This window comes from Citrobacter sp. MNAZ 1397, from assembly GCF_023613995.1.
In the GTDB taxonomy this organism is placed as follows: Bacteria; Pseudomonadota; Gammaproteobacteria; order Enterobacterales; family Enterobacteriaceae; genus Phytobacter; species Phytobacter ursingii.
On the sequence record NZ_JAKIVH010000001.1, the window covers coordinates 2,344,547 to 2,362,360 of the forward strand.

Genomic DNA, 17,814 nt, shown 5'->3' on the forward strand with positions numbered 1-17,814 from the left:
GGAGCAGAGAATGACGATGCCAACCCCGCAGTGTCCGTGGCGTATGCAGGTTCACCATATCCAACAAGAAACACCGGATGTCTGGACGCTGTCGCTGTTATGCCATGATTATTACCCGTACCGTGCCGGCCAGTATGCGCTGGTGAGTATTCGCAACAGCGCTGAGCAGATGCGTGCGTATACCCTCTCCTCCACGCCGGGAGTGAGTGAGTACATCACGTTGACTATCCGTCGTCTCGATGGCGGTCTGGGCTCAGAGTGGCTGACGCGAGACGTCAAACGCGGCGATTATCTCTGGCTGTCTGATGCGCAAGGGGAATTTACCTGCGACAACAAGGCCAGCGATAAATTGCTCTTGCTGGCGGCGGGCTGCGGGGTAACACCGATCATGTCGATGCGCCGCTGGCTGGCAAAATACCGCCCGCAGGCTGATGTGCAGGTTATTTTTAGCGTGCGCTCACCGCAGGATGTGATTTTTGCCGGTGAGTGGCAAAACTACCCGGTAACGCTGGTGGCGGAAAACAACGCAACCGCAGGCTACCTTGCTGGTCGTCTGACACAAGAGATCCTGCGCAGCGTCCCGGACCTTGCCGCGCGTACTGTCATGACCTGCGGGCCTGCGCCGTATATGGACCAGGTAGAGAAGGATGTTAAGGCGCTGGGCGTAACGCAGTTCTTTAACGAGAAGTTCTTCACCCCCGTGGCCGAAGCGGCAACCAGCGGGCTGAAATTTACGAAACTGCAACCCGCGAAAGCGTTTTACGGCCCGGTTGGCACCACATTGCTGGAAGCATTCGAAAGTAACAAGGTGCCGGTCAATGCCGCCTGTCGCGCAGGTGTCTGCGGTTCGTGTAAAACGAAGGTGATATCCGGTAAGTACAGCGTCACCAGCACCATGACACTGACACCACAGGAAATTGCTGAGGGGTATGTTCTGGCCTGCTCCTGCCACCCGGAAAGCGATCTGGTTCTGGCATAAACGCCAGAATCCTGATAAGCGAAAGCCCTTCCTTTTCAGGAAGGGCTTTTTTTATGCCTCAACGCCACTCAGCTGGCGCAACGGAGTAACGCCCCGCGCCCAGGAAGGCCAGTGCCAGCGCCGCAACAAAGAAATAGACCAGGCTTTCAATCGCCCATGCGCCGGTTTTTTCCAATTCAAAGGTGGCGCTTACGTCGACCATCAGCCATGCAACCACCATCGTAAAGGCCAGTACCAGGGCCGCTGGTCGCAGCAGAATGCCGAGAATAATCAGGGCCGGGCAAACCACTTCCCCGATCAGCACGCCATACGCGATAAAACCCGGTAAACCTTTCGCCACCAGCATCCCCGCAATGCCATCAATGCCGCCAATGAGTTTATGAAGGCCGTGGAACAACATTAATCCACCCACCGTCAAACGCAGCAGCAGACGCCCAAAATCTTCATGTGCCAACATCTTATTAACAGAATTTAACAATGATTTAACCATTTGAAATGATTCCTATTTTTATTCGACAAAAGCAGATTATTCCTAATATGAAAATAAATAAAGCCCTAACTAATTAGGGGCAATTTACGCACAATTAATGACATTTCATCGACTACGCTTGTAGACGGAACAACAACATGGAGGCGTAACGATGAAACAGACTGTGGCCGCATATATCGCCAGTACACTTGAACAGGCAGGCGTGAAACGCATTTGGGGGGTAACCGGAGATTCGTTAAACGGATTGAGTGACAGCCTTAACCGCATGGGCACCATTGACTGGATGTCGACACGTCATGAAGAGGTCGCCGCCTTTGCGGCAGGCGCGGAAGCACAACTCACCGGAGAGCTGGCGGTCTGTGCGGGTTCCTGTGGGCCTGGCAACCTGCATCTGATTAACGGGCTGTTCGACTGTCATCGCAACCACGTGCCGGTGCTGGCGATTGCCGCCCATATTCCCTCCAGCGAAATCGGCAGCGGTTATTTTCAGGAGACCCACCCGCACGAGTTGTTCCGTGAATGCAGCCACTATTGTGAGCTTGTCTCCACACCCGAACAGATCCCGCAGGTGCTGGCCATCGCCATGCGCAAAGCCGTGCTTAATCGTGGCGTTTCCGTCGTCGTCTTACCCGGCGATGTGGCGTTGAAACCGGCGCCGGAGACCGCCAGCAGCCACTGGTATCCGGCTCCGCAGCCAGTCGTGGTGCCCACGGAGGAAGAATTAAAAAAACTGGCGCAGCTGCTGCGTTATTCCAGCAATATTGCCCTGATGTGCGGCAGCGGTTGCGCGGGCGCGCACCGTGCGCTGATTGAATTTGCCGGCAAACTGAAAGCCCCTGTTGTGCATGCCATGCGCGGTAAAGAGCATGTGGAGTATGACAACCCGTACGATGTCGGTATGACCGGGTTAATTGGCTTCTCATCGGGCTTCCATACCATGATGAATGCCGATACGTTAATCCTGCTCGGTACCCAGTTCCCCTATCGCGCTTTTTATCCCACGGATGCCAAAATTATTCAGATTGATATCAATCCGGGCAGCATTGGCGCACACAGTAAAGTAGATATGGCGCTGGTGGGCGATATCAATGCCACCCTCACCGCCCTGCTTCCGCTGCTGGAAGAAAAAACCGATCGTCGCTTTCTGGACAAAGCGCTGGAGCATTACCGTGATGCACGCAAAGGCCTGGACGATCTGGCAAAACCCAGTGAAAAAGCCATCCATCCGCAATATCTGGCGCAACAGATTAGCCACTTCGCCAGCGACGACGCCATCTTCACCTGCGATGTAGGCACGCCTACCGTCTGGGCTGCACGTTATCTGAAAATGAACGGTAAGCGCCGTCTGCTGGGGTCGTTCAACCACGGGTCGATGGCCAATGCGATGCCGCAGGCGCTGGGGGCGAAAGCGACGCATCCGCAACGCCAGGTGGTGGCGATGTGCGGCGATGGCGGTTTTAGCATGCTGATGGGGGATTTTCTCTCCGTGGTGCAGATGAAGCTGCCTGTCAAAATCATCGTTTTTAACAATAGTGTGCTCGGTTTTGTGGCGATGGAGATGAAAGCCGGTGGCTATCTCACCGATGGCACAGAGTTGCACGATACCAATTTCGCCCGTATTGCCGAAGCATGCGGGATAACCGGTATCCGGGTGGAAAAATCCGCCGATGTGGATGAAGCGCTCCAGCGGGCATTTTCGATTGATGGCCCGGTGCTGGTGGATGTGGTGGTAGCGAAAGAAGAGCTGGCTATCCCGCCGCAAATCAAACTGGAACAGGCCAAAGGCTTTAGCCTTTATATGTTACGCGCCATTATCAACGGACGCGGCGATGAGGTGATGGAACTGGCGAAAACGAACTGGCTCAGGTAAAACAGGAGGCACTACCGCCAGTAAATAAGGAAATTATCGTGATCGATTTACGCAGTGATACCGTTACCCGTCCGGGGCGCGCCATGCTGGAACAGATGCTGACAGCGCCGGTCGGGGACGATGTTTACGGGGATGACCCGACCGTCAATGAACTGCAGCGTTACGCGGCGGAACTGGGTGGCAAGGAAGCGGCGTTGTTTTTGCCTACGGGTACCCAGGCAAACCTGGTGGCGTTGCTCAGCCATTGCGAGCGAGGGGAAGAGTACATTGTCGGTCAGGCCGCGCACAATTACCTCTACGAAGCCGGTGGCGCCGCAGTACTGGGCAGTATCCAGCCACAGCCGATCGACGCTGCGCCTGACGGCAGCCTGCCGCTCGATAAAGTGGCCATGAAGATCAAACCGGACGATATCCACTTTGCCCGCACCCGGCTGCTAAGCCTGGAAAACACCCACAACGGGAAAGTCCTGCCGCGAGACTACCTGCGCCAGGCGTGGGAATTCACCCGTCAGCATAACCTTGCGTTGCACGTTGATGGCGCACGCATTTTCAATGCCGTAGTGGAATATGGCTGCGCGCTGCGCGACATCACTCAATACTGCGACTCGTTCACCATTTGCCTCTCCAAAGGTCTTGGCACGCCTGTCGGGTCACTGCTGGTGGGAAGTAAGGACTACATCAGGCGCGCCATTCGCTGGCGTAAAATGACCGGCGGTGGCATGCGTCAGGCCGGGATACTGGCGGCAGCCGGTCTCTACGCGCTTGAGCATAATGTCCAGCGACTGAAAGAAGATCACGACAACGCAGCCTGGCTGGCGACGCAGTTGCGTGAAATTGGCGCCGACGTGATGCGCAATGACACCAATATGCTGTTTGTCCGCGTAGGGGAAGAAAACGCGGCGGCGCTCGGTGCCTTTATGCATGAACGCGATGTACTGATTAACGCTTCACCGATTGTACGCCTGGTGACCCATCTGGACGTCAGCCGCGAGCAGCTTGCCAATGTCGTTTCGCACTGGCAGGCATTTTTGCAGCGTTAAGGAGTCGGGTGTGTCGCAACGTATTCTGGTGCTCGGGGCCAGTGGCTACATTGGTCAGCACCTGATCCAGGCGTTAAGTCAGCAGGGTCATGAGATTCTCGCGGTGGCACGCCAACTCTCTCGTCTGCAAAAGCAGCAGTTGCCGGGGGTAAGCTGTCATGAAACGGATCTTATCTGGCCGGACAATCTGCCGGCGCTGCTTCAGGGTATCGATACGCTCTATTTCCTGGTGCATAGCATGGGCGAGAGCGGCGATTTTGTCGCCCAGGAGCGACAAATAGCCCTCAACGTGCGCGATGCGCTGCGGCAATGCCCGGTCCGGCAGGTGATTTTTCTCAGCTCACTGCAGGCCAAAGGATCCAGTGATTCCAGTCACCTGATTGCCCGCCAGCTCACCGGCGATATCCTGCGTGACGCGGGTGTTCCTGTTACGGAACTGCGCGCCGGAATTATCGTTGGCGCAGGTTCGGCCGCGTTTGAAGTGATGCGCGATATGGTTTACAACCTGCCGGTATTGACGCCGCCGCTGTGGGTACGTTCACGTACGACCCCTATTGCGCTGGAGAATCTGCTGCACTATCTGCTGGAGTTGCGCCACCACCCGTCGCAGGAGCATCGGGTTTTCGAGGCCGCCGGCCCCGAAACGCTGAGCTACCAGCAACAGTTTGAACACTTTATGGCGGTCAGCGGCGTGACCCGGCCGCTGATCCCCATCCCTCTCCCCACCCGGCTTATCTCTGTCTGGTTTTTACAGGTCATTACGTCGGTGCCGCCGACCATCGCGCGCGCGCTGATTCAGGGCTTAAAGCACGACTTGCTGGCTGACGATGGTCCCCTTCGCGAACTCATCCCGCAAACCCTGATCACTTTCGATGAGGCGGTTCGTCGCACGCTTCGCGAAGAAGAGAAACTGGTGAATTCCAGCGACTGGGGCTACTCCCCGCAGGCATTTGCGCGCTGGCGTCCACAATACGGCTATTTTCCCAAACAGGCGGGCTTTACTGTTGAAACCGCCGCCAGCCTCGACGCGCTGTGGGCGGTGGTTAACCAGATCGGCGGTAAAGAGCGCTACTTTTTTGGCAATATTCTCTGGCAAACCCGCGCCGCGCTGGACCATCTGATCGGCCATCGTCTGGCGAAAGGCCGTCCGCAACGTCCGTTTTTGCAGCCTGGCGATCAGGTCGATAGCTGGAAAGTGATTATCGCCGAGCCGCAAGAGCAACTGGCACTGCTGTTTGGGATGAAAGCGCCGGGGCTCGGTCGCCTGAGCTTTACCCTCACGGACAAAGGCCATCACCGCCTGCTCGATGTGCGCGCCTGGTGGCATCCACACGGTATGCCCGGGCTCCTCTACTGGTTACTGATGATCCCCGCACATCTGTTTATTTTTCGGGGCATGGCACGGCGTATTGCGCGACTGGCAGAACAAAACGCAGAAAAAAAGTAAATTCAGACATTATTCTTTCACGTTTCCCATTGCATACCGCCGTATTTCACGGAAGAATGCGCACGCAATGATTGCGGGTCACTATAGTGGATTGCTATGAAGGTTCTGGTCACAGGCGCAACCAGCGGTTTAGGCCGAAACGCCGTCGAATATTTGCGTCAAAAAGGCATTAGCGTACGCGCAACGGGCCGCAACAAAGCCATGGGTGAGTTGCTGACAAAAATGGGCGCTGAGTTTATTCACGCCGATCTGACCGAGCTGGTCTCTTCGCAGGCCAAAATGATGCTCGCCGGCGTGGATACCCTGTGGCACTGCTCCAGTTTTACCTCTCCCTGGGGTACTCAGGCAGCGTTCGACCTGGCGAATGTCCGGGCAACCCGTCGCCTTGGCGAATGGGCCGTGGCCTGGGGCGTACGCAACTTCATCCATATTTCATCGCCTTCGCTTTATTTCGACTACCACCATCATCACGACATCCGTGAGGATTTCCGTCCGGCGCGTTTAGCCAACGAGTTCGCCCGCAGCAAAGCCGCCAGCGAAGAGGTGATTCAACTGCTCGCGCAGGCCAACCCCAACACGCGATTTACGGTTTTACGCCCGCAGAGTCTGTTCGGGCCGCACGATAAAGTTTTCATCCCCCGCCTGGCGCAGATGATGCACCACTACCGCAGTATCTTATTGCCGCGCGGTGGGCAAGCGCTGGTCGATATGACCTACTACGAAAACGCGGTACATGCGATGTGGCTGGCAAGCCAGCCCGCCTGTGATGCGCTCCCCTCCGGGCGAGCGTACAACATCACCAACGGCGAGCCGCGCACTTTACGCAGCATCGTGCAAAAGTTGATTGACGATTTGGGGATGGACTGCCGCATCCGCTCCGTGCCTTATGCGATGCTGGATATGATCGCACGCAGTATGGAACGTTTCGGCGACAAATCAGCGAAAGAACCTGCCCTCACCCATTATGGGGTATCCAAGCTGAACTTTGATTTCACGCTGGATATCCGCCGGGCAAAAGACGAGCTGGGGTATGAGCCGGTTATCAGCGTTGATGAAGGCATTTCGCGCACCGCATACTGGCTGCGCGACCATGGCAAGTTACCGCGCTAAACGGACTTCCCATACACATCGTCACCCCTGACCATATTTTTCCAGCAACGCCTCGGCAATCGCCTGCGTTTGCGCATCAGCAGCCCCGTTCCACAGTGCGGGCCGGAAATGCATTTGAAAAGCCATGATCACCCTTTTTTGTTGCGCTGGGGTCATGTCTGGTTTGACCTCATAACCATAGCGCGCCAGCAGATCGAGCAGTGAGGCGGTATCCACCGCTTCATACGGCGAGCGCCCATTCAGATAAAATGCCACACGCGCGGCATCCGGCCATGCCCCTATCCCCTGTGCCGCCAGTTCACGCCACGGGAAAAGCGGCCCCGGATCATCTTTGCGCTGTGGGGCGATATCTGCATGCGCCACCACGTTCTGCGGCGGGATATTGTAACGGCTGACAATGTCTTTCATCAGCGGCACCAGCGCGGCAATTTGTTCAGGCTCAAACGGGGTAAATCGCTTCACTCCGGCCACGTTTTGCCAGCCACGGTTTTCCAGCTCAATACCGATAGAGGTGTCATTGATTCGCATCGCGTTACGCCAGTAGCTGATACCCGCATGCCAGGCCAGCTCACTTTCTGGCACCAGTTGCCAGATACGCGGCTTACCGTGGTGTACAGGTGGGCGCGCCGGAATTAAATAGTGTGAACTCACCTGCTTATCCGTGAGCGTCGCCAGCGAAACATCAAAATCATCCGCCGTGTAGTGCACCACCAGCACTTTGATACGCGGGTACGCCGCCTGCGCCTGACGGCGGGTATCGAGCTGGTAGCCGTCTTTATCGACGATCCCCTTCTCACCCGCACATCCCGCCAGGAGCAGCGTCAATAGCAGTAAGGATAAAAAACGGCTCATCAACGTGTTTTCACCGCCGTACCGCTTACACTCACCATCAGCATGCTGCTGTCTTTGCCCACCGTTTCATAATCGATATCGATACCCACGATAGCATTCGCACCCAGCGCTTTTGCCTGTTCGCCCATCTCGTAAAACGCAATCTCACGCGCTTTACGCAACTCTTTTTCATAGGCGCCTGAACGTCCGCCGACGATATCGCGAATACCCGCAAAAAAGTCGCGAAAAATATTAGCCCCCAGAATCGCCTCGCCAGTGACCACGCCGCAGTATTCGATAATCGGCTGGCCTTCAAGGGTGGGTGTTGTTGAAAATTGCATCATTATCTCCTTTTTGATACTCAGTGCGTTATAAAGCACATTATCGAAGCAATACACTATTCTTGAAAGGTGGTTATATCCGAAGAGAAAATAAGGAAATCAATATGCGCTACTCTGCTTTGACTCTCGTTTTACCGTGCGCGCTGCTGCTGAGCGCCTGTACCACGGTTACACCAGCGTTTAAGGATATCGGTACCCGCAGTGGCCCTTGTATCGAAGGCGGCCCCGATACTGTTGCCCAAAAATTTTACGATTATCGCATTGAGCACCGCAGTAATGATTTTTCCGCACTGCGTCCCTACCTGAGCGACGATCTGGCTGCTTCGCTCACCGCAGCCAGCAAAGATAATCGCAACACCACGCTGCTGAAATCCGATCCGTTCTCCAGCAGAACCGTGATGCCAGAGAAAGCCAGCGTCGCCAGCGCCTCCACGATCCCGAACACCGATGCGCGAAACATCCCACTGCGGGTCACCCTGACCCAGGGTTCTCAGAGCTGGCAGGATGAAGTGCTGATGATCCGTGAAGGTCAGTGCTGGGCAGTAGATGATGTGCGTTACCTCGGCGGGGCAGCCCATGCTCCGGCCGGAACATTACGTCAGTCTGTTGAACATAGATAACGTTATGCCTATGAAAAGGGGGAATATGCATTAATCCCCGCAAAATGTCTGGCATTCCCTCGTGAATGCCGACATTTATACCTGCTTCCATCACGCCCCGGTATTTTGTGCTAAGTTTAAGTCTGAATGCGGTTTATATTTAAGTTTTAACGCACAAATATTGCATAACTATTCTGTGAACGTTACTATTTGCGGCCTCAATTGCTATTAGATTGCCTCGATGAGTATAAAATTAAACGGCATTAACTGCTTCTATGGCGCACACCAGGCGCTCTTTGACATTACGCTTGACTGCCCGCAGGGTGAAACGCTTGTGCTGCTTGGCCCGAGCGGCGCGGGTAAGAGCTCTTTATTACGCGTTTTGAACCTGCTTGAGATGCCGCGCTCCGGTCAGTTAAGCATCGCAGGCAATCATTTCGATTTTGCTAAAGCCCCTTCTGACAAAGCGATTCGCGATTTACGTCAAAACGTGGGCATGGTGTTTCAGCAATACAATCTTTGGCCGCACTTAACGGTAGCCCAGAACCTGATTGAAGCCCCCTGCCGCGTGCTGGGTCTGAGTAAAGATCAGGCGCTCGCCCGTGCGGACAAACTGCTGGAACGTTTACGTCTTAAGCCCTACAGCGATCGTTATCCGTTGCATCTTTCCGGCGGCCAGCAGCAGCGTGTCGCTATTGCCCGCGCCCTGATGATGGAGCCGCAGGTACTGCTGTTTGATGAACCGACGGCCGCGCTGGACCCGGAAATTACCGCGCAAATCGTCAGCATCATCCGTGAACTGGCAGAAACCGGAATTACGCAGGTTATCGTGACCCATGAAGTGGAAGTGGCGCGCAAAACCGCCAGCCGCGTGGTCTATATGGAAAACGGTCACATTATCGAACAAGGGGATGCGAGCTGCTTCGCCACGCCGCAGACCGACGCGTTTAAATATTATTTATCTCACTGAGTTCTCGGGGAAATGACAATGAAAAAAGTATTGATCGCCGCGCTGCTTGCAAGCGTCAGCCTGTCTGCTTCCGCAGCGCAGACTATCCGTTTCGCCACCGAAGCAAGCTACCCTCCGTTTGAATCGACCGACGCCAACAACAAAATCGTCGGTTTTGACGTGGATCTGGCAAACGCGCTCTGTAAAGAGATTGATGCCACCTGTACCTTCACCAACCAGGCGTTCGACAGCCTGATCCCCAGCCTGAAATTCCGTCGTTTCGACGCCGTGATGGCCGGTATGGACATCACCCCGGAGCGTGAGAAACAGGTTCTGTTTACCACCCCGTACTATGACAACTCCGCGCTGTTCGTGGGTCAAACCGGGAAATACACCAGTATTGATGCCCTGAAAGGCAAAAAAGTGGGCGTGCAGAACGGCACCACTCACCAGAAATTCATCAACGATAAACACCCGGAAATCACCACCGTTCCGTACGACAGCTATCAGAATGCCAAACTTGATCTGCAGAATGGCCGTATCGACGCCGTCTTTGGTGACACGGCGGTTGTTACCGAATGGCTGAAAGCGAACGACAAGCTGGCCGCTGTTGGCGACAAAGTCACGGATAAAGAGTACTTCGGCACCGGCCTGGGTATCGCGGTTCGTCAGGGCAACACTGAGTTGCAGCAGAAATTCAACACTGCGCTGGAAAAAGTGAAGAAAGATGGCACCTACGAAACCATCTACAACAAATGGTTCCAGAAGTAATCCTTGATGAATGAACTTTTTCCATTAGCAAGCGCCGCCGGGATGACCGTCGGCCTTGCCGTTTGCGCACTGGTCATCGGCCTGGTTCTGGCGATGATCTTTGCGGTATGGGAGTCAGCCAAATGGCGTCCCGTTGCGTGGGCTGGCTCAGCGCTGGTCACCATTTTGCGCGGCTTACCAGAAATCCTGGTCGTGCTGTTTATCTATTTCGGCTCGTCACAGCTATTGTTACTCCTTTCTGACGGTTTCACCCTCAATCTCGGATTCGTTCAGATCCCGATTCAGGTGCAGATCGAGAATTTTGACGTCAGCCCGTTCTTCTGCGGCGTGATTGCCCTGTCGTTGCTCTACTCCGCCTATGCTTCGCAGACTTTGCGCGGCGCGTTAAAAGCGGTACCGCAAGGTCAGTGGGAATCGGGCCAGGCGCTGGGGCTGTCAAAAAGCGCCATTTTCTTCCGTCTGGTGATGCCGCAAATGTGGCGTCATGCGTTGCCGGGCCTTGGCAACCAGTGGCTGGTGCTGTTGAAAGATACCGCGCTGGTGTCGCTTATTAGCGTTAATGACCTGATGTTGCAAACCAAAAGTATCGCCACCCGTACTCAGGAGCCGTTTACCTGGTACATCGTGGCGGCAGCGATTTATCTGGTGGTCACCCTGCTCAGTCAGTGGATCCTTAAGCGTATTGATCTGCGCGCTACACGCTTTGAACGGAGACCAGACTGATGCTTGAGTACTTACCTGAGCTGCTGAAAGGCCTGCACACCAGTCTGACGCTGACCGTGGCGTCGCTGATTGCCGCGCTGATTCTCTCGCTGCTCTTCACCATTGTGCTGACCCTGAAAACGCCCGTTCTGTCATGGGTTGTGCGCGGGTACATCACCCTGTTTACCGGTACCCCGCTGCTGGTGCAGATCTTCCTGATTTACTACGGTCCGGGGCAGTTCCCGGTGCTGCAGGAATATCCGGTTATCTGGCACCTGCTGTCGGAACCCTGGCTGTGTGCCTTGCTGGCGCTCTCGTTGAACAGCGCGGCCTATACCACGCTGCTGTTTTACGGGGCGATCCGCGCCATTCCGCAAGGCCAGTGGCAGTCCTGTAGCGCGCTGGGGATGAGCAAGAAAGACACGCTGGCGATTCTGCTGCCGTATGCATTCAAACGCGCCTTATCGTCCTATTCTAACGAAGTGGTGCTGGTGTTCAAAAGTACATCGCTGGCCTATACCATTACGCTGATGGAAGTGATGGGACACGGGCAGTTGCTGTACGGACGCACTTACGACGTAATGGTCTTTGGTGCGGCCGGGGCGATTTATCTTATCGTTAATGGTCTGCTGACCCTGATGATGCGTCTGATTGAGCGTAAAGCACTGGCATTTGAACGCCGCAACTAAATCAGGCGAAACTGCATAAATAGTAACCAAGAAAGCGAGTAACTTACTAAGTGCTCGCTTTTTTTATGTGAAAAATAAAATAATTAATCAAATATATTGCATATAAATTCATTAAATGGCATTGTTAGCCTCATGCCTCAGACACGGCAACCGCAAAACAATAAGATTGACAGACAGGAGTTCCAAAAATGAAAAAACTGATTCTGGCCGCACTGCTTGCCTCTTTCGCTGCTGGCGCAACCGCCGCAGACAAAATCAATTTCGGTGTCTCTGCTACCTACCCACCGTTTGAATCCATGGATGCGAATAACAAGATTGTCGGTTTTGATATCGACCTGGCAAACGCGCTGTGCGCGCAGATGAAAGCAGACTGTACCTTCACTAACCACGCCTTTGACAGCCTGATCCCGTCTCTGAAATTCAAGAAATATGACGCGGTCATCTCCGGCATGGATATCACCCCGGAGCGTAGCAAACAGGTCTCCTTCACCGAGCCGTACTACGCCAACTCCGCCGTGGTTATCGCCAAAAAAGATGCGTATAAAACCTTCGACGATCTGAAAGGCAAACGTATTGGTATGGAAAACGGCACCACACATCAGAAATACCTGCAGGACAAACACCCGGAAGTGAAAACGGTCGCTTATGACAGCTATCAGAACGCGATTATCGACCTGAAAAATGGCCGTATCGATGGGGTGTTCGGTGATACCGCAGTGGTCAACGAGTGGCTGAAAACCAACCCGCAACTGGGTATTGCTACCCCGAAAGTAACCGATCCGCAGTACTTCGGTACGGGTCTTGGCATCGCGGTACGTCCGGATAACAAAGCCCTGCTGGAAAAACTGAATGCAGCCCTGGCTGCCATCAAGGCTGACGGCACTTACCAGAAAATCAGCGACCAGTGGTTCCCGCAGTAATCAGAATCAAACAGAAAAAAGCCGCATATTGCGGCTTTTTTTATGCTCTCACGCTCCCTGAAACGGCAGCGTAAAGCGGAAACAGGAACCCGGTTGCGTATCCACCAGACGGATATCGCCACCGTGCAGTTGCAGCATACGCCGGACAATCATCAGCCCCAGCCCGCCGCGCGACTCTCCCGCACTGGCCTTGTCCAGCACCGACGGGCGCTGGAACAACGTAGCCCGCAGCGCACCCGGTACTCCGGACCCGTTGTCCTCAACCTCTACAATAAGCTGGTCATCCTGCTGACGGGCGCGCAGATAAATCTTCCCACCGTTGGGCGTATGGCGCACCGCATTATCCAGCAAATTGGTGAGCACCCGTTCCATCATCGACAAATCGGCATACACCAGCGGCAGGTTGGTGGGCAACTCCAGCAGTAATCGGATGTCGCGCGTTTCCGCCATCAGATCGAATTTCTGTGCCACATCCTGCAAAAGCTCCGCCATCGAGAAGGGTTCCGGCTGCGGTTTGATGCCACCATGTTCCAGCCGCGCCAGTTCAAAGAGCTGTTGAGACAGATGCCGGACTTTGTTGCCCTGGCGCAAGGCGATACCCAAATAATGCTTCGACTCTTCCGGCGTTACATGTCCGCCCTTCACTGAAAGGGTTTCCAGATACCCCAGTAGTGAGGTCAGCGGGGTACGCAAATCATGCGAAATGTTGGCAACGAACTCACGTCGCTGGCGGTCATTGTCCGCCAGTTGATCCCACTGGCTGGCTATCTGCCGGGAAAGCTCGATAAAGGCGTTTTCCAGGACCGCGACTTCATTTCCCGCTCCCGGATCCGGCACTCGCGCCGCCAGTTGCTTGATGGCGCTGATGCTGTCCTGCTCCAGCCCACGCACCTCGCGGGTCAATTTCTTCACCGGGCGCGTCACCCACCACCAGGTAAGACCGCCTGCCAGCGCGCCAAACACCGCCACTAACAGCAAAGACCACAGCAATGCGCTCCACAGCGCTTTTTGCCAGGCCGTATCCGCCAGCGCGTTCAGGTTCTCGCCCTGCAGAATAATATAAAGATAACCCCGCAACTGACCATCCAGGCGAATCGGCGACACGCTAAAGACTTTTTGTTTGTCGACACTGCGCGGATCGTCGCCGTAAACCGGCCAGGCAGCACCGGATAAAAAGCGCTGCAACGGGGCAATATCGATATGTTCGCGACGAAGATGCCCCGGTGGCGCGGCATCAGCCAGCAAGTCGCCTTCCGGAGAGATCATATACAGCTCGACGCTGGGGTTGAGCGTCATCAGGCGATCAAACAAGGATTTCAGCGTCTGGCGATTCACTTTGCCCTGCGAATCAAGCAGCGGCTCACTGCTGGCAATTTGCTGAGCAAGCCCCGCAGAAAGCCGTTGCACCATCGCATCGCCATAACGGGTGCTACTGTAGAGTTGCACGCTACAGGCTGCGGCGGCGCAGAGCAGGAGTAGTACAGTAAAAACCAGCGTCAGGCGCTGAGTCAGGCTTAAACGACGCATCATTCTTCCTCACGCTCCGAAACGGCAAATTTATAACCTTTACCCCAGACGGTCAGAATAATTTCCGGTGCGGCGGCGTCCTTTTCGATCTTCATGCGCAGACGATTGATATGGGTATTAACCGTGTGCTCATAGCCCTCATGCTGATATCCCCACACCTGATCGAGTAGCGCCAGACGGGAAAAAACCTCGCCAGGGTGACGGGCAAACCAGTAGAGCAGATCGAACTCACGCGGCGTCAGATCAATCAACTCGCCGCGCAGACGTACCTCGCGAGGAAGGGGGTCTATGGTTAAACCGTGACAGGCAATGCTACCCATATCCAGACGAAGATTACGCCCCATCGCCTCCTGGCGACGAAACAATGCCTTCACCCTCGCCACCAGTTCCAGTACCGAAAACGGCTTCGCCAGATAATCATCCGCCCCCATTTCCAGCCCCAGAACCCGATGTGTCTCACTGGTTCGCGCGCTGATGATAATGACCGGCAGATAGCGGGTCATCTGGCGGATGCGGCGGCAAATCTCCAGTCCGTCGACATTCGGCAGCATCAGATCGAGGATCACCGCGTCCCAGTCGGTCTTTTCAAGCTGGGCGAGCGCGCGTGCCCCATCCTCTTCATGAACAATCTGGTAGCCCTCGTCCTGCAAATTAAGCCGCAGCAGGCCAGCAATATCCCGATCATCTTCGACCAGCAGTATTTTTTTTGCGGTTTCCATAGCCCGTTCCGGTAGCGTCTCTCTTTATTAGCTTACCCAATAGTCGCGCATTGAGTTATCACAAATAATTTATATTTCCGTGAGGAAGTTGTGACCAGTCCAGGCGTAAGCTGCGGCCTGTCACCCATACTTTCCCGGTTCATGCAAGAGAGTCAGGTGACACCCCTCTCACCTTGCAAGGAAACCACCATGAAAAAGATGATCCTCACCCTCGCCGCCCTCTGTGCCTTTGGGATGGCTGGCGCCCATGCCGCCGACGCGATGAGCCAGGACGGAATGAAAAAGCAGGATGACAGCACCATGATGAAGAAAAAGACACCGATGAAACATGACGGGATGGCCAAAAAAGAGAGCACGATGAAGCACGGCGATAAAGCGAAAAAAGGGACCATGGGCAAAGACGACGACATGATGAAGAAAAAATCGGACAGCATGGGCGAATAATCTCTCCGCCTGCCCCCCTGACAGCATTGCCGGGGGTCACTGGCCGGGCTGCACCCACGGTTTACCCTAATCCAGAGCGACGTCTCTTTTTTGTTGCCGCTCTGGCGTCATGGGCTGTGCATTCAAGGCCATCACCATATCGCGCAGCGTAGTGAGTGGCTGAAAGGGGTTATTCTCAAGATTATCGAGGGTGCGTCCGGCCCTCGTCGCCGCATCAGAGAGCACATCAAAAAGCTCTTCCTCATCGTCTAAAGCAAAAATTTCCAGCCTGTCATCTGCCTGCAGGGGGAAATTCAGCCGCGCAAGCTCGCTCCCGCCCCACGCCATCACCGTATCCCAGACGGCGCGAATGACCCAGGCGTCCACGTCGCGCAGATTAAACGCCCGCGCAAACTGACAGATACTTTCACCCTGACGCGCCTGTGCCAGCGCCGCGAGCCTTGCACGCCGCTTACGCCCGTGTATCACCCCGGAGACGCTCAGCAGAACAATAAACAGCGCAACGGCGAAAATAACAGGATTGCCCGTGTTCACAAAATCACGCACCAGGCAATAAACACCGTAAAGCCCCCCGGCCAGCAGCGCAAACAGAACGGCGAATCCCACCACGCCAGCCCCCGGTGCGGCAGGCTGAAGAGGAAATAAGTAACGAGATGGCACGCGCATAGTCAGTCCCCCTGATGAGCGAATGCCTTAAACCGTAGAACATTTCACCAGAAGTGTCAGCACTTCGTAATGCGCCGTGTGGGGGAACATATCAAACAGTTGCACTCGCTCTATGCGATATCCCGCCAGCGCCTGCAGGTCTTTCGCCATCGTCTGCGCATTGCAGCTTGAGTAGACAATATAGGGGGGCGCCATCCGGCTCAGGTAATCACAAAGCGCCTGGCCAATCCCACGACGCGGCGGGTTTACCAGCACCAGTTGCGGGGCGTCTGGCTGAGCGGTCGCGAATTGGGTGGAGTCCAGCGCCTGAAAGTGCAAATCGGTCAGCCCCAGCTCAGCCGCAGACTGCTTCGCGCAAGCAATCGCCTCCGGCGCAATTTCGATACCGGTAAGCGTCATCTCCGGTGTGGCACAATGCAGGCCAAAACCGCCTACGCCGCAAAACAAGTCCCACATATGGCGTACCGGCAACGCCCTCACCCACTCACGTGCCGTGGCGTACAGCGCGCTGGCGACGACCGGATTGGTCTGAAAGAAACTCTGCGGGCGGATCCACAGCGGCACGCCGTTGAAATTTTCCGCCAGCGCCTGCTGCTCAGTCAGAAAGATTTCCGTCTCCCCTTCCATAATGGCCATATGTACCGGCTGGATATTCACCGAAATCACGTGAAGCTGCGGCAACTGCGCTTGTAACCACGGCAGCGCGGCACGTAGCTGCTCAAGTTTGGCCTGTGAGCGCAGCACAAAGCGCAGCATCATACCGCCCGTGTGCTGGCTTTCGGTTAAGAGCAGGTATTTCAGTTCACCGCGTTTACGCGCCACGTTATAAGGGGTTAACCCCCCGCGGGCAATAAAAGGTTTAAGGACGGCGAAAACCGCCTGAAACGAGGCGGGATAGAGCGGGCAATCGGTCAGATCTTCCGGTGTGCCGTCGCGATGTAACATACCAAGCAGCGGTTTCTCCACGCTGCCGCTCACTACCATCTTGGCTTTATTACGAAACCCCTGTTCCGGGCCGCTAACCGGCGCGCACCATTCCGCTACCGGTAAATCCGCCAGCAGGGTGCGGAGATCGGTCATTTTTGCACAGAGTTGGTCGCCAGTCGGTTGTTCAATCCACTGACAGGAGTGACAGCGCCTGGCGTCAAAGAGTGCGCACTGCATAATAAAACCTTCTTCATTGCGGGGCGGCGATTGTACCCCGTTATTGCAGACGGAAAAAGCGTCGGCTGGGGGAAGGGACAAACAGCAGGAACAGGACCAGCAGGTCGGGCATTTTCTGCATCATGAGCGTACGGAAAATCTCACGTTTCGATTCGCCAGCGATACTGAACAGCTCAGGATAACCATAGCCCAGCGAGGCCGCCCACAGGTAACCTGTGGCAATAATTTGCGTCAACAGATAAAGCCAGCGCGCCCAGTTTCGCCCCTTCACCACGGAAAAGGCACAGAGAATTTCAACGAAGACCAGCACCAGGCTGCCGAAGAAAATCAGCGTCAGGCTCCAGGTTTGCGCACTGCGTACCACGAAGTCAATCATCCCCCGTACGCCCAGCACATTGCAGAGCATGAAGACATCCACGCAGCGGATCAGAATAATGGCGATAGCCGCCACCTGTACCAGTGCGGGTACATTCGGACGAGCGTGCGACTGATGTGCTTTAGTAAAGAATCCCAATGTGCTGTATTCCCTGTGAAAAATGCCGCGACAAGCGCGGCA

20 protein-coding genes are annotated in these 17,814 nt (G+C 55.2%); 12 read left to right on the forward strand and 8 right to left on the reverse strand.

The window, feature by feature from the left end; genetic code table 11:
- The first annotated feature begins 10 nt into the window (after window positions 1-10).
- Window positions 11-979, forward strand: a complete 969-nt coding sequence (hcr, locus tag L2097_RS10980; RefSeq protein ID WP_250352829.1) for an NADH oxidoreductase — start codon at window positions 11-13, stop codon at window positions 977-979.
- A 58-nt stretch (window positions 980-1,037) separates the two neighbouring features.
- On the opposite strand, the gene L2097_RS10985 is transcribed toward hcr, so the two are convergent.
- Window positions 1,038-1,469 (reverse strand): DoxX family protein, encoded by a 432-nt coding sequence (locus tag L2097_RS10985; protein ID WP_085005999.1) that lies wholly within the window; start codon window positions 1,467-1,469, stop codon window positions 1,038-1,040.
- A 151-nt stretch (window positions 1,470-1,620) separates the two neighbouring features.
- Here L2097_RS10985 and poxB point away from each other — a divergent pair, with 151 nt between their 5' ends.
- The 4 genes from poxB (at window position 1,621) to L2097_RS11005 (ending at window position 6,936) form a co-directional block, all read left to right on the forward strand.
- Entirely contained in the window at window positions 1,621-3,339 is a 1,719-nt protein-coding gene (gene poxB / locus L2097_RS10990; RefSeq protein WP_250352830.1) for a ubiquinone-dependent pyruvate dehydrogenase, read from the forward strand.
- Window positions 3,340-3,377: 38 nt separating this feature from the next.
- On the forward strand, window positions 3,378-4,379 hold the full coding sequence (gene ltaE / locus L2097_RS10995) for a low-specificity L-threonine aldolase (protein WP_085005998.1): 1,002 nt from the start codon (window positions 3,378-3,380) through the stop codon (window positions 4,377-4,379).
- Between the two features lie 10 nt (window positions 4,380-4,389).
- Window positions 4,390-5,826, forward strand: a complete 1,437-nt coding sequence (locus L2097_RS11000) for a DUF2867 domain-containing protein (RefSeq protein ID WP_250352831.1) — start codon at window positions 4,390-4,392, stop codon at window positions 5,824-5,826.
- A gap of 96 nt (window positions 5,827-5,922) precedes the next feature.
- Entirely contained in the window at window positions 5,923-6,936 is a 1,014-nt protein-coding gene (locus tag L2097_RS11005) for a 3-beta-hydroxysteroid dehydrogenase (protein WP_047371082.1), read from the forward strand.
- A 21-nt stretch (window positions 6,937-6,957) separates the two neighbouring features.
- Here L2097_RS11005 and L2097_RS11010 read toward each other — a convergent pair whose 3' ends face one another.
- Entirely contained in the window at window positions 6,958-7,788 is an 831-nt protein-coding gene (locus L2097_RS11010) for an N-acetylmuramoyl-L-alanine amidase (RefSeq protein WP_250352832.1), read from the reverse strand.
- The gene (locus L2097_RS11015; protein ID WP_142519377.1) at window positions 7,788-8,108 is read right to left on the reverse strand and encodes a heavy metal-binding domain-containing protein; all 321 of its coding nucleotides are present in this window, start codon (window positions 8,106-8,108) and stop codon (window positions 7,788-7,790) included. Before L2097_RS11015 ends, L2097_RS11010 begins: the two co-directional genes overlap by 1 nt.
- 104 nt (window positions 8,109-8,212) lie before the next feature.
- Between L2097_RS11015 and L2097_RS11020 the strand changes: the two genes are divergently transcribed.
- The 6 genes from L2097_RS11020 (at window position 8,213) to artJ (ending at window position 12,738) form a co-directional block, all read left to right on the forward strand.
- A complete protein-coding gene (locus L2097_RS11020) occupies window positions 8,213-8,728 on the forward strand; it encodes a lipoprotein (RefSeq protein ID WP_047371085.1) in 516 nt (171 codons plus the stop codon).
- Window positions 8,729-8,948: 220 nt separating this feature from the next.
- Window positions 8,949-9,677, forward strand: coding sequence for an arginine ABC transporter ATP-binding protein ArtP (gene artP / locus L2097_RS11025; RefSeq protein WP_085006597.1), 729 nt, complete (start codon window positions 8,949-8,951; stop codon window positions 9,675-9,677).
- Window positions 9,678-9,695: 18 nt separating this feature from the next.
- On the forward strand, window positions 9,696-10,427 hold the full coding sequence (gene artI / locus L2097_RS11030; RefSeq protein ID WP_047371087.1) for an arginine ABC transporter substrate-binding protein ArtI: 732 nt from the start codon (window positions 9,696-9,698) through the stop codon (window positions 10,425-10,427).
- 6 nt (window positions 10,428-10,433) lie between these two features.
- The gene (gene artQ, locus L2097_RS11035; protein WP_047371088.1) at window positions 10,434-11,150 is read left to right on the forward strand and encodes an arginine ABC transporter permease ArtQ; all 717 of its coding nucleotides are present in this window, start codon (window positions 10,434-10,436) and stop codon (window positions 11,148-11,150) included.
- A complete protein-coding gene (artM, locus tag L2097_RS11040) occupies window positions 11,150-11,818 on the forward strand; it encodes an arginine ABC transporter permease ArtM (protein ID WP_047371089.1) in 669 nt (222 codons plus the stop codon). The genes artQ and artM overlap by 1 nt, the downstream gene beginning before the upstream one ends.
- A 188-nt stretch (window positions 11,819-12,006) precedes the next feature.
- A complete protein-coding gene (artJ, locus tag L2097_RS11045; protein ID WP_047371090.1) occupies window positions 12,007-12,738 on the forward strand; it encodes an arginine ABC transporter substrate-binding protein ArtJ in 732 nt (243 codons plus the stop codon).
- A 48-nt stretch (window positions 12,739-12,786) separates the two neighbouring features.
- Here artJ and L2097_RS11050 read toward each other — a convergent pair whose 3' ends face one another.
- Together L2097_RS11050 and L2097_RS11055 are read right to left on the reverse strand one after the other, a co-directional pair.
- Complete coding sequence (locus L2097_RS11050; protein ID WP_250352833.1) at window positions 12,787-14,268, reverse strand: sensor histidine kinase; 1,482 nt, start codon at window positions 14,266-14,268, stop codon at window positions 12,787-12,789.
- The gene (locus L2097_RS11055) at window positions 14,265-14,984 is read right to left on the reverse strand and encodes a response regulator (protein ID WP_047371092.1); all 720 of its coding nucleotides are present in this window, start codon (window positions 14,982-14,984) and stop codon (window positions 14,265-14,267) included. The genes L2097_RS11050 and L2097_RS11055 overlap by 4 nt, the downstream gene beginning before the upstream one ends.
- Window positions 14,985-15,173: 189 nt before the next feature.
- Between L2097_RS11055 and L2097_RS11060 the strand changes: the two genes are divergently transcribed.
- Window positions 15,174-15,428, forward strand: a complete 255-nt coding sequence (locus tag L2097_RS11060) for a hypothetical protein (protein ID WP_085006594.1) — start codon at window positions 15,174-15,176, stop codon at window positions 15,426-15,428.
- Window positions 15,429-15,494: 66 nt separating this feature from the next.
- Here L2097_RS11060 and L2097_RS11065 read toward each other — a convergent pair whose 3' ends face one another.
- Genes L2097_RS11065 through L2097_RS11075 form a run of 3 tightly spaced genes read right to left on the reverse strand, consistent with a single transcriptional unit; the run spans window position 15,495 to window position 17,796 of the window.
- Window positions 15,495-16,094, reverse strand: coding sequence for a hypothetical protein (locus tag L2097_RS11065; RefSeq protein WP_250352834.1), 600 nt, complete (start codon window positions 16,092-16,094; stop codon window positions 15,495-15,497).
- A gap of 27 nt (window positions 16,095-16,121) precedes the next feature.
- The gene (gene rlmC, locus L2097_RS11070; protein WP_250352835.1) at window positions 16,122-17,258 is read right to left on the reverse strand and encodes a 23S rRNA (uracil(747)-C(5))-methyltransferase RlmC; all 1,137 of its coding nucleotides are present in this window, start codon (window positions 17,256-17,258) and stop codon (window positions 16,122-16,124) included.
- Window positions 17,259-17,298: 40 nt separating this feature from the next.
- The gene (locus L2097_RS11075) at window positions 17,299-17,796 is read right to left on the reverse strand and encodes a YbjO family protein (RefSeq protein WP_223883631.1); all 498 of its coding nucleotides are present in this window, start codon (window positions 17,794-17,796) and stop codon (window positions 17,299-17,301) included.
- Window positions 17,797-17,814: the final 18 nt, after the last annotated feature.

Coding starts and splice junctions, on each gene's coding strand:
- L2097_RS11060 (WP_085006594.1), top strand. CDS start 15,174: ATGAAAAAGATGATCCTCACCCTCGCCGCCCTCTGTGCCTTTGGGATG.
- artJ (WP_047371090.1), top strand. CDS start 12,007: ATGAAAAAACTGATTCTGGCCGCACTGCTTGCCTCTTTCGCTGCTGGC.
- artP (WP_085006597.1), top strand. CDS start 8,949: ATGAGTATAAAATTAAACGGCATTAACTGCTTCTATGGCGCACACCAG.
- L2097_RS11020 (WP_047371085.1), top strand. CDS start 8,213: ATGCGCTACTCTGCTTTGACTCTCGTTTTACCGTGCGCGCTGCTGCTG.
- L2097_RS10985 (WP_085005999.1), bottom strand. CDS start 1,469: ATGGTTAAATCATTGTTAAATTCTGTTAATAAGATGTTGGCACATGAA.
- L2097_RS11065 (WP_250352834.1), bottom strand. CDS start 16,094: ATGCGCGTGCCATCTCGTTACTTATTTCCTCTTCAGCCTGCCGCACCG.
- L2097_RS11050 (WP_250352833.1), bottom strand. CDS start 14,268: ATGATGCGTCGTTTAAGCCTGACTCAGCGCCTGACGCTGGTTTTTACT.
- L2097_RS11015 (WP_142519377.1), bottom strand. CDS start 8,108: ATGCAATTTTCAACAACACCCACCCTTGAAGGCCAGCCGATTATCGAA.
- artI (WP_047371087.1), top strand. CDS start 9,696: ATGAAAAAAGTATTGATCGCCGCGCTGCTTGCAAGCGTCAGCCTGTCT.
- artQ (WP_047371088.1), top strand. CDS start 10,434: ATGAATGAACTTTTTCCATTAGCAAGCGCCGCCGGGATGACCGTCGGC.
- artM (WP_047371089.1), top strand. CDS start 11,150: ATGCTTGAGTACTTACCTGAGCTGCTGAAAGGCCTGCACACCAGTCTG.
- L2097_RS11005 (WP_047371082.1), top strand. CDS start 5,923: ATGAAGGTTCTGGTCACAGGCGCAACCAGCGGTTTAGGCCGAAACGCC.
- rlmC (WP_250352835.1), bottom strand. CDS start 17,258: ATGCAGTGCGCACTCTTTGACGCCAGGCGCTGTCACTCCTGTCAGTGG.
- L2097_RS11055 (WP_047371092.1), bottom strand. CDS start 14,984: ATGGAAACCGCAAAAAAAATACTGCTGGTCGAAGATGATCGGGATATT.
- L2097_RS11010 (WP_250352832.1), bottom strand. CDS start 7,788: ATGAGCCGTTTTTTATCCTTACTGCTATTGACGCTGCTCCTGGCGGGA.
- poxB (WP_250352830.1), top strand. CDS start 1,621: ATGAAACAGACTGTGGCCGCATATATCGCCAGTACACTTGAACAGGCA.
- hcr (WP_250352829.1), top strand. CDS start 11: ATGACGATGCCAACCCCGCAGTGTCCGTGGCGTATGCAGGTTCACCAT.